This is a genomic window from Microbacterium umsixpiens, assembly GCF_053543675.1.
This window is the reverse complement of record NZ_JBLVOH010000219.1, coordinates 737-9,479: the sequence shown is the minus strand read 5'-3', so window position 1 is coordinate 9,479 and position 8,743 is coordinate 737. Positions and strand designations below refer to the sequence as shown.

Genomic DNA, 8,743 nt, shown 5'->3' with positions numbered 1-8,743 from the left:
ACGGGCACGCCGTACGACGCGAACAGCCGGCCGTCGACGAACAGCACCGCGGTCTGGGTGAGCCCCTGCGACACGGGCGGGAACTGCACCGCGCTGATCGCGGTCAGGTCGTGGTCGACGCGCACGGTGCCGAACATGTTCGTGAGGCCGGTCGGCGCGATCATGTCGTCGTAATGGTGGGTGACCGCAACGGCGGCGAGGTCCTCGACGGTGGGGATGAGCGGATGCATGATGCCTTTCGAGGGGCGGGGCGAGGGGCGGGAGAGGGGTCAGTACTGGCCGAGCGCGAGGCCCTTGGCGAAGAACCGCTGCGTGCAGAGGAACAGGATCACGGTCGGGAGCGAGACGAGCACGGCCGCGGCGAGCACGACCGACATCTGTGCGCCGCCATAGGTGCTCTGCATGCCGGACAGGGTCGTGATGATCGGGCGGATGTCGTCGGACTGGCTGAGTGTGAGGCCGAGCAGCAGGTCGTTCCACACGAAGGTCGCCTGCAGGATGAAGATCGCGACCAGCGCGCTCGACGCCATCGGCAGGTACAGCCGCACGAAGATGCGCCAGGTGGTGGCGCCGTCGAGCACCGCGGCCTCGAACACGTTGTGCGCGACGCCGGTGAAGAAGTTGCGCATCACGAAGGCCGAGAACGGGATCGAGATCACCGTGTAGATGATCACCATGCCCACGCGGGTGTCGAAGAGTCCGATGCGCGAGTAGGCGTCGAACAGCGGCAGCAGCACCATCTGCAGCGGGAACACCGTGCCGCCGAAGATCACGACGAACCACAGGAAGCCGCGCTTGAGGCGCAGGGCCACGATCGCGTACCCGGCCGCCGCGCCCACGAGCACGGCGATGGTCGGCGAGACGATCGAGTAGATGAGGGTGCTGAGGATGCTGTCGCCGAGGCCCGAGAGCTCGAACGCGTCGGCGAAGTTCTCGAACAGGTGGAACTCGGTGGGGATCCACGACTCCTTCGAGGTGAAGGTCATCGGGTCCTTCATCGCGTTCACGACGAGGAGGTACGCGGGCAGCAGCCACACGATTCCGAGGATGACGAGGACGGCCGTTCTGATGATCTTCGACATCACATCTCCTTCTTCGGGGAGAGCTGCTGACGCAGGTACAGCACCGACGCGACCAGGGTGATGACGGTGAGGAACACCGCGATCGCCGAGCCGAGTCCGTAGTCGCTGTTCACGAACGTCTCCTTGTACATCGTCAGCGCGAGGGTCTCCGAGACGGTGCCCGGTCCGCCCTTGGTCATGCCCCAGACGATGTCGAAGGTCTTGAGGCTCGCGACGATCGAGAGCCCGACGACCACCGCCGTGAGCGGGCGGAGCATCGGCCAGAGGATGCTGGTGAACAGGCGCACGCCGCCGGCGCCGTCGATGCGCGCGGCCTCGAGCGGCTCCTTCGGGATGGCCTGCAGGCCGATCGTGAACAGCAGCGCGTTCACGCCGACGCCCTGCCACGACGAGGCGATGATCATGACGATCGTGTTGAGCGGAGCATCCAGCAGCCACCGCGGCGGGTCGGTCACGCCGAACGCGGCCAGGGCCTGGTCGAGTGCTCCGCCGGAGGAGAGGATGAACGACCACACCACGCCGACGCCGATGCCGGAGAGGGCGTAGGGGATGAGGAAGGGGAGGCGCAGCCAGATGCCGCCGCCGAGGTTCCAGGTGAGCAGGGCGATCGCCAGGCCGATGCCGACCGGGATGATCAGGGTGCCGATCACCCAGAGCACGGTGTTCATCGCGGAGCCCACGAAGTCGCCGTCGGTGAACATCTCGACGTAGTTGTCGAGCCCGATCCAGTCGGGGCTGCCGAGGCCGTTGTACTTCGTGAAGCTGAGGAACACCGTCCACAGCAGGGGGAGGTAGAGCAGGACCGCGACCAGGATCACGCCCGGGGCGATGAAGCCCCGGGCGGACCACTGGTACGGCGACTTCTGATGCGCCATCCGACGCTTACTCCTGCTCTGCCCAGTACTTGTCAGCCGTGGCCTGGATCTTCTCCAGGAACGGCATCGGGTCGCCGGGGTTGGCGTTGAAGGCGCCGAACTGCTCGATCGCGGTGGTCACGATCTCGGTCGGCATCGCCTCGAAGAACCGGTCGTACAGCATGTAGTCGTCGCCGGCGATGGTGGTGCCCAGCTCGGCGAGAGCGGGGTCTGCGACCTTCGCCTTCGGGTTGAACGCCACGTCGCCGTGGGCGTCGTTCCAGGCGGTCTGCGCGTCGGGTGACATCCACCACTCGGCGTAGGCGAGACCGAGGTCGCGCTGCTTCGAGTTCTCGGCGGTGCAGATCGGGCCCGACTCCACGGCGACCGGGGTGGCGTCGAGGTCGTCGTTGACGGCCGGGATCGCGAACATCCCGTAGTCGTCGGTGGTCATGCCCGCGCCCTCGAGGTTGCCCGCGAAGAACGTGCCGAAGTTGATCATGGCGTAGTCGCCCTGCTTGAGGCCGACCGCGGGATCGGTGGTGCTGCCCGCGTCGCTGAACCAGCCGGCCTCCTGCTCCTCGAGCCACACGTTCATGACGTCGACGATCTCGGGGTCGGTGTACTTCACGTCGCCCGTGGTGAGCCCGGCGTACAGGTCGGGGTCGGTCGAGGCGACCAGGTGCTGGAACCATTGGAACGTGAAGAGCACGCTGGTCTGATAGTACGGGGTGACCCCGGCATCCTTCAGCGTCTCGGCGGCATCGTTCAGCTCGTCCCAGCTGGTGGGCACCTCGATGCCGTTGTCGGCGAAGGCGGCCTTGTTGTAGAACATGATCCAGTAGGCGATGTTCATCGGCACGCAGTACTGCTTGTCGTCGTAGGTGTAGCTGTCGCGCAGGTCTTCGCTCACCCAGCCCTCGTCGACGGCCTTGGTCCAGATGTCGGTGGTCTCGGCCACCAGGCCTTCGTCGACCAGCTGCTTGAGCGAGTCGCCGGTGTGCCAGGTGAACAGGCCGGGCGACTTGTCGGTGCGGAACGACTGCTTGATGAAGGCGTCGTACTGGTTCGCGTCCGAGTAGCCGGTGGTCTTGAGGGTGATGTCGACGGCCTCGCCGCTGACCTCGTTGAGCGACTCGAAGTCGGGCTTCCACGCCGCCTTGTCGGTGTAGAAGTTGAGCGTGCCGGTCACCTCGCCGGCGTCTCCGGATCCGGAGTCGCCGGAGCACCCGGCGAGGGCCAGGGTGCCGAGGAGGAGACCGGCCGCGGCAGCGGCGATCGTGCGTCGCGAAATCATTCAGAACTCCCTTGTTCGTTTGGTATCGTTACCATAAATCTGGGTTCACGCTACCAAGGTGATGAGTGCGGTGCAAGGGATTCCCTCGCGGGATCCTCGCGGATGGTGCGTCATTGCGGGTGCTGCGTTCGGGTTGCTGTGTGCGGTTTCCGTGTTCAGTTGTCGCTCGTGCGCGAGCCGCGCACGTACGCCTTGACGGTCGCGAAGCGGGCGCTGCGCGAGTTCTCGGTGCGCTCGATCCGGTACGCCCCCACCGCGGCCGGGACGATGAACGTCTCGGCGTAGTGGATGACGAAGGGCTCGAAGGCGCCGGTCGGGCTGACGACCTGCACCTCATCCCCCTCGACCAGGTTGAGCACGTTGACCGTGCCCTCGGTGTCGTGGTCGGCGCCGCCGGTGAACCAGTGCCGGCGCACCTCGATGAACTCGAGCTCGTGCAGGCCCGTGCTCTCTTCGATCACGTCGCCGTCGGTGCGGATCGTCTGCACCTGGTCGATCAGGTTGTCGCCGACCCAGGTGGTGTCGCGGTCCCACTGGATGTTGCGGGCGCCGTGGTCGAGGTGCACGGGGCGGGGGATGCCGTCGAGGCCGACGCGGCCCCAGTCCCAGAGCTTGAAGGTGAAGATGAACGGCGTCGCCGAGATCTCCAGCACCATCGAGTTCGCGCCCGAACAGTGCACGGTGCCGGCCGGGATCGCGAAGTGGTCGTGCTTGCGGGCCGGGAACGAGTTGACGTACTTGTCGGCGGGGAACGGATGCTCGCCGTCCTGCGCCGTCGCCAGATCCTGCAGCATCTCGGTGCGGTCGATGCCCTCCTTGGTGCCGAGGTACACCACCGCATCGTCGCCGACGTCGAGCATGTAGTAGCTCTCGTCCTGCGTGTAGTGCATGCCGAAGGTGTTCTGGATGTAGTCGGTCAGCGGGTGCACCTGCAGGCTGAGGTTGCCGCCGTCCATCGTGTCGAGGAAGTCGAAGCGGATCGGGAACTCGGCGCCGAAGCGCGAGAACGTCTTCGCGCCGAGCAAGTCGACCGGGCGGCGGAAGACCAGGTCGAGGGCGGGGATCTCGATCACGCCGCCCTCTCCCTCCAGCAGCAGCGAGTTCTCCTCGGGCACGCAGTCGAAGCACCACGCGTAGTTGTCCTTCGAGGGGTCGAGGCCGATGAGGTTCTTCATCCACTGGCCGCCCCAGACTCCGGGGTCGAAGAACGGTACGACGCGGAACGGCCGGTGCGCGGCATCCTTCAGTGCCTGGCGGAACGCGTTTCCGGTGATCATGCCGGCTTCGGGGGAGTCCGGATGCTGTTCGGCCGGGGCGATCGCGTTGCCGTCGAGCACGAAGTTGACCGTGTCGAACAGGCTGCGCTTGTGTCGGTCGGCGACGCGCCACTCGACGAAGAAGCCGCGCTTGTACTTACGCAGGTTGTCTTCCGAGGCGTTGTCGGCACGCCAGTTCGTGGCGCCCTTGCGCTGGCGCAGCTGAATCTCCCAGCGGGCCATGTCGACGAGCACGGTCGCGGAGGCGCCATCGAGGCGCGGGGCGAGGAGCGCGGCCCCCCAGCCGATCACGACGGTGGGGGTCTGCGTGATGCCGCCGGCGAGGGCGTCGAGCTTCGCGGCGTCGTAGAAGTCGGTCAGGGTGAAGTGGCTCATCACGCCGAAGACGCGGTCGTCGGTGAGGTTCGGGGCGATCAGCTGCTCGACCTCGGCGACCGGGCGCGCGGCGGTCTCGACATCGACGACGGTCCAGTCCGGCAGGGCGTCGCGCACCGCGGTCGTGAGGGCGGGGACATCGACTCCCGGGTAGGCGTCCACCAGCAGCACGGGGGCGGTGCCGGTCACGCGGGCGCAGGCCTCGGCGAGCTCGGCGGCGTCGGTCCAGCCCTCGGTGCCGCGGAGGATGCGCTCGCCCGGGGGGAGCGCCACGGTGGGCTGGGTGTCGTAGCGACCTCGGGTCGTGTGCCCTTCGTGCATGTCGCTGATCGGGGTGGTCACTGTTCCTCCTGCGGTGTGGCGGTGTGAATGGTCGTGGCGCGGGCGAGGACGCTGAGTCCGCGGGCGACGGAGAGTTCGGGCTCTGGGGGGACGACGAACTGCGGCGTCGTCATCGAGGGCCAGAGGTGTTGGCGCACGTGGGCCTCGATCGGGGCGCGGACCGCATCGCCCGCGCGCAGGATCCCGCCGGACAGGATCACCACCGCCGGGTCGTACGAGTGCACGAGCGACGTGACGACCGCGCCCCACACGTGCAGGAAGCGGTCGCGGATGCCGGGGTGCGCGTCGGTCGTGAAGACCTCGGTCATGGTGGTGCCGGAGGGGAGCGCCCAGGTGCTCGCCAGCGCCTCGCCGCATCCGACATTCCCGCACGGGCAGACCGGGCCGTCGAGGTCGACCGTGAGGTGTCCGCCGAGGATGCCGGCGTGCCCGGTGCGTCCGCGCAGGGGCATGCCGTCGATCATGGCCGCGGTGCCGATGCCGGTACCGAGGGTGACGAGCACCGCATCGCCCTCGCGGGCTGCACTGCCCGTCGAGGTCTCGCCGATCAGGGCGGCCCTGGCGTCGTTCTCGACCGCGGCGGGGAGGCCGAACTCGGTGAGCGCCCAGCTGTTCAGGTCGAGGCCCTCGAGGAAGTCGTACTTCGCGTTGGCGTGCAGCATCCGTCCGCTGGTCGGGTCGACGACGCCCGGGACGGCGATGCCCACGGCATCCGCGGGACGCGTGGTCTCGGTCAGGAGTCGGCGGGCTTCGGCGGCGGCGGCGGCCAGGTCGGCGGGGCTACCGAGCACGGGGATGCTGCCCGAGGCGACGACACGGTTGCCGTCGATCACGGCGAGCTTGATCTCGGTGCCCCCGAAATCGATGCACAGCTCCATCCGGCCTCCTCGTCGCCTCATCCGACTGCCTCGTCGATGATTGGTAACGTTATCAACGCGGTGTGGGGGTGTCAACACCCGATCGGATGCGGGGAGTTCCGGACTCAGCGCACGGAGCGGAGCCACCCCTCATCGGCACACCTGCATGACCCCGCGGCCACCTGCATGACAGTGCGTCGGTAATCACTCATGCATCCGGCATGGAGTCATGCAAGTGGTGTCCGGATGGAGCGGGTGCCCGGACGGAGGTGCCTGGGCGCGGAGGTCAGCGCACGGAGCGGAGCGACACCGGCAGTTCGACCTCGCGCGGCGCGGCGTCCCGGTCCCCGCCGTCGAGGCGGTCGAGCAGCAGGCGGGTGACCGTGCGGCCTAGTTCGCGCGGATCGTGGTCGATCACGCTGATGGGCACGGGCGACAGCTCGGCGAGCTCGAAGTCGTCGAAGCTCATGATCTCGGGGAAGTCGGCCGCGGCGCGGGACCCGGCGTTGAGCTGGGCGCTGATCTCCTTGAGCGCGCCGATGGCGTTGCGGTTGTTCGCGCAGAAGATGGCGGTGGGCGGATGCTCGAGGCCGAGCAGTGCCCGGGTGGCTTCGCGGGCCTGGTCGACGGTCTGCTGGTTCGCGGCGACGATGCTCGGGTCGACAGCGAGTCCGCGTTCTTCGAGTGCACGCACGTAGCCGGCGTATCGGCGCTCACCGGTGAAGATCGACAGCGCATTGCCGAGGTAGCCGATGCGGGTGTGGCCGTGGTCGATGAGCGCGATCGTGCCGCGGTGCGCGCCGTCGTCGTCGGCGAGCACGACGCTGTCGACCGCGAGTCCGTCGATGCGGCGCGAGGCGAGGACCACGGGTACGCCCTGGCTCTGGGAGTGCGCGAGGTGGGCGGAAGTGGGGCCGGCGGGCACGACGATGAGTCCATCGACGCGGCGGCCGAGGAAGTCGCCGACGAGGTCGGCTTCGCGCGCGGCATCTTCCGACGTGTTGCCGAGCAGAATGCGGCGGCCGGTGAGCGCGGCCTCCTCTTCGACGCCGAGCGCGAAGGTGCTGTAGTACGGGTTGGCGATGTTCGTGATCGCGACGCCGATGAGTCCGCTGCTGTGGCCGGGACGGATGCTGCGGGCGTTCTCGTTGCGGTGGTAGCCGAGTTCGGCGACGGCTTCCATGACGCGCTGCTGCACGTCGGGTTTGACGTTGAGTCCGCCCGAGAGCGTGCGCGACACGGTCATGGGGCTGACGCCCGCTCGGGTCGCGACCTCTTTCACGGTCGGGCGGCGCGCTCGTTCGCTCATCACTGCCCTCCGGATGTCGTGCGTGCGATCTAGGGAACGTTACCAGCGGGCTCCGGGATCCGCGGGGCCGTCGCGGGATGCCGCGCCCGTCGTCACGGATGGAAACGCGAAGTGCGACCGGGGCGGGCCGTCCGTAGATTGGTCGGACCCCGCTGTGAATGGAGTTTCCCGTGCCCGAGATCCGTGCCCCGCATCTGTCCTGTACGGACGCTGTCGGCTGAGCCGGCGCGAACCCACGACCATGACCGCACATCCCTCCTCGCATCCGTTCGACGAACGCACCCGCCTGTTCCTCGACAGGCCGCAGAGCCGCAAGTGGAGTCTGCACCCCGGTCGTATCGGGGCGTGGGTGGCGGAGATGGACTTCGGGATCGCGCCCGAGATCGCGGCGGCGCTGCACCGGGCGGTCGACGACGAGAACCTCGGGTACCTCTCACCGCCGCAGGCCGCGGAGCTGGGGGAGGCCACCGCGGGATGGATGCGAAGCGAATACGACTGGGCGGTCGACCCGGAGCGCGTGCACCCGGTGTCGGATGTGATGGCCGCACTCGGGGTCGCGGTGCAGGAGTATGCACCCGCTGGCTCGCGGGTGATCGTGCCGACTCCGGCCTATATGCCGTTCCTGACATATCTGCCGGCGATCGGGCATCCGGTGATCGAGGTTCCGGGTGTGGAGGTCGACGGACGCTGGCAGCACGACCTGCAGCGCATCGACGAGGCGTTCGCCGCGGGGGCGCGGACGCTCGTGCTCTGCAACCCGCACAACCCGACGGGAACGATCGTCGGTCGGGAAGAGCTCGAGGCGATCGCCGAGGTCGTCGAGCGGCACGGCGGGCGGGTGTTCGCGGATGAGATCCACGCGCCGCTGCGCTACGACGGGGCGCCCTTCGTCCCGTACGCGTCGGTGTCGGAGGCGACGGCCGCGCATACGGTGACGGGGACGAGCGCGTCGAAGGCGTGGAACATCCCGGGGCTGAAGACCGCGCAGCTCATCACCTCGAACGATGCGGATCAGCAGCTGTACAAACGGTTCGGGTTCGCGGTGCAGCACGGGGCGTCGACCCTCGGCGTCGTGGCGTCGACGGCCGCGTATCGCGAGGGCAAGCCCTGGCTGTCGGACGTGCTCGACTACCTCGACGGGTCGCGGCGGGAGCTCACCTCGCTGGTGGCGGAGCATCTGCCCGGCGCCGTGTACCGGGTGCCCGATGCCACGTATATCGGCTGGATCGACACCCGTGCGCTTGGCATCGCGGGGCCGCCGGCGGAGTTCTTCCGCGAGCAGGCCGGGGTCGTGCTCACCGAGGGTCGTCTGCTCGGACGCGGGGCGGAGGGCTTCGTCCGGGGCGTGTT

7 protein-coding genes and 1 pseudogene are annotated in these 8,743 nt (G+C 68.3%); 1 reads left to right on the top strand and 7 read right to left on the bottom strand.

All coding sequences use genetic code 11. From position 1 onward, the window contains the following. The 7 genes and pseudogenes from ACNPM4_RS18530 to ACNPM4_RS18500 all read right to left on the bottom strand — a co-directional run. Positions 1–230 (bottom strand): annotated as a pseudogene (locus tag ACNPM4_RS18530) (hypothetical protein); the annotation flags it as partial. A 39-nt stretch (positions 231–269) separates the two neighbouring features. Next, positions 270–1,082: a carbohydrate ABC transporter permease gene (locus ACNPM4_RS18525; protein WP_167633656.1), complete on the bottom strand. Its 813-nt coding sequence runs from the start codon at positions 1,080–1,082 to the stop codon at positions 270–272. Next, positions 1,082–1,957: a carbohydrate ABC transporter permease gene (locus tag ACNPM4_RS18520; RefSeq protein WP_105711773.1), complete on the bottom strand. Its 876-nt coding sequence runs from the start codon at positions 1,955–1,957 to the stop codon at positions 1,082–1,084. Before ACNPM4_RS18520 ends, ACNPM4_RS18525 begins: the two co-directional genes overlap by 1 nt. Before the next feature lie 7 nt (positions 1,958–1,964). Next, positions 1,965–3,233 (bottom strand): ABC transporter substrate-binding protein, encoded by a 1,269-nt coding sequence (locus ACNPM4_RS18515; RefSeq protein WP_167633658.1) that lies wholly within the window; start codon positions 3,231–3,233, stop codon positions 1,965–1,967. 155 nt (positions 3,234–3,388) lie between these two features. Continuing rightward, on the bottom strand, positions 3,389–5,227 hold the full coding sequence (locus ACNPM4_RS18510; RefSeq protein ID WP_448986671.1) for a class I mannose-6-phosphate isomerase: 1,839 nt from the start codon (positions 5,225–5,227) through the stop codon (positions 3,389–3,391). Beyond that, complete coding sequence (locus ACNPM4_RS18505; RefSeq protein WP_448986670.1) at positions 5,224–6,105, bottom strand: ROK family protein; 882 nt, start codon at positions 6,103–6,105, stop codon at positions 5,224–5,226. Before ACNPM4_RS18505 ends, ACNPM4_RS18510 begins: the two co-directional genes overlap by 4 nt. A gap of 265 nt (positions 6,106–6,370) precedes the next feature. Continuing rightward, positions 6,371–7,393 carry a LacI family DNA-binding transcriptional regulator gene (locus tag ACNPM4_RS18500; RefSeq protein WP_372467951.1) on the bottom strand — a complete coding sequence of 341 codons (1,023 nt, stop codon included), beginning with the start codon at positions 7,391–7,393 and terminating at the stop codon, positions 6,371–6,373. A gap of 241 nt (positions 7,394–7,634) precedes the next feature. On the opposite strand from ACNPM4_RS18500, the gene ACNPM4_RS18495 reads away from it, so the two are divergent. After that, positions 7,635–8,743: MalY/PatB family protein (locus ACNPM4_RS18495; RefSeq protein WP_448986669.1), on the top strand; the 1,109-nt coding region annotated here is incomplete at its 3' end.

Coding starts and splice junctions, on each gene's coding strand:
- ACNPM4_RS18525 (WP_167633656.1), bottom strand. CDS start 1,082: ATGTCGAAGATCATCAGAACGGCCGTCCTCGTCATCCTCGGAATCGTG.
- ACNPM4_RS18520 (WP_105711773.1), bottom strand. CDS start 1,957: ATGGCGCATCAGAAGTCGCCGTACCAGTGGTCCGCCCGGGGCTTCATC.
- ACNPM4_RS18515 (WP_167633658.1), bottom strand. CDS start 3,233: ATGATTTCGCGACGCACGATCGCCGCTGCCGCGGCCGGTCTCCTCCTC.
- ACNPM4_RS18505 (WP_448986670.1), bottom strand. CDS start 6,105: ATGGAGCTGTGCATCGATTTCGGGGGCACCGAGATCAAGCTCGCCGTG.
- ACNPM4_RS18500 (WP_372467951.1), bottom strand. CDS start 7,393: ATGAGCGAACGAGCGCGCCGCCCGACCGTGAAAGAGGTCGCGACCCGA.